The organism is Peptacetobacter sp. AB800, assembly GCF_047807365.1.
GTDB lineage: Bacteria > Bacillota > Clostridia > Peptostreptococcales > Peptostreptococcaceae > Peptacetobacter.
This window is the reverse complement of the sequence record NZ_JBLOUI010000090.1, coordinates 1-1,144: the sequence shown is the minus strand read 5'-3', so window position 1 is coordinate 1,144 and position 1,144 is coordinate 1. Positions and strand designations below refer to the sequence as shown.

General features: G+C 40.6%; 1 pseudogene. It reads left to right on the top strand.

Going from position 1 to position 1,144, the window contains the following annotated elements:
• Positions 1–110: 110 nt before the first annotated feature.
• A pseudogene (locus ACK2WN_RS12150) lies at positions 111–1,046 on the top strand (replication initiation factor domain-containing protein); the annotation flags it as partial.
• Positions 1,047–1,144 lie beyond the last annotated feature (98 nt).

The window sequence follows — 1,144 nt, the reverse complement described above, 5'->3', positions numbered from 1 at the left end:
CATCCAATTTTTGTTTTGCGGTTACATTACTTCTAGGCATAAAAATTGCTCCCTTCTAAGTTTAAAGTGAATTTATTTATTTCACTTGTCCACTCAGAGGGGAGCAGTTCAAAGCACGCTGGCAGATTGGAGATATTTATGTATCGGGGGACGCAAGAAAGACAGAGGACAACCCACAGGGGCTAGGCTGTTATCTTGTTATGACTGGCAGAGGTTGTGATGATATTTTCCGTATTCTCGACAGTAGGAATTATACCTTTGGGGATATGTTCCGACGCTGTGAGCGAAGATACGGACTGGATAATTTCCATTTCACAAGACTTGATATTGCCATTGATGATAAGAACGAAAAGCCATTCTTTACCATAGAGCAGATAAAGAAGAAATGCGAAAAAGAGGAATTTATCTCGAATAGTGATGGCTACCACTTTGACGAAAGCAAGTTTGATTATTTCGACACCGCAAAGACCGTTTATATCGGTGCTGGTAAATCGGGATTGTCCTACCGCTTTTATGATAAAGATAAGGAAGTCTGTTCAAAACATAATAAGACGCTTGAGGAAGTCGGCAGTTGGAAACGGACAGAAATGCAACTGCGTGATGATAAGGCTCATGCTTTTGCCATGACATTCAAGGAAAGACCGCTGGAACTTGGAGAACTGGCTTTCGGTCTATTGGCAAACAACCTACGCTTTGTCGTGCCAAACAGAAACGAAAGTAATAAGAGCAGGTGGAAAACTTGTCGGTTTTGGGAACGCTTTTTAGGGGCTGTGGAAGTCTTAAAACTGCAAGTACCAAAACCGCATAACTCCCTTGAAGAAACACAGCAATGGCTCACAGAGGGTGGCGTGATTTCCGCTGTGAAAAGTTTTTACTTCTTGGAAGAACATGACGCATTAGGTGGACTGGAAAAAGTGGGAACTATGCTTGATAAGGCAAGATACAGCAATTCCCTTTCCAGTAAATTAACCGCCCACTTGCAGAGGATAAACCGTACCGACCTTATCCCCTATATCCAGTATGACACAAAACATGGGTTTTGTTAACTTGATATGAAAAAAATACTCTCGAAACAAAAAATAAATCGATGGGTTAAACTTGATTTCAAAAATTTTAAAAAATTGCACAACAAATAAACCTAACA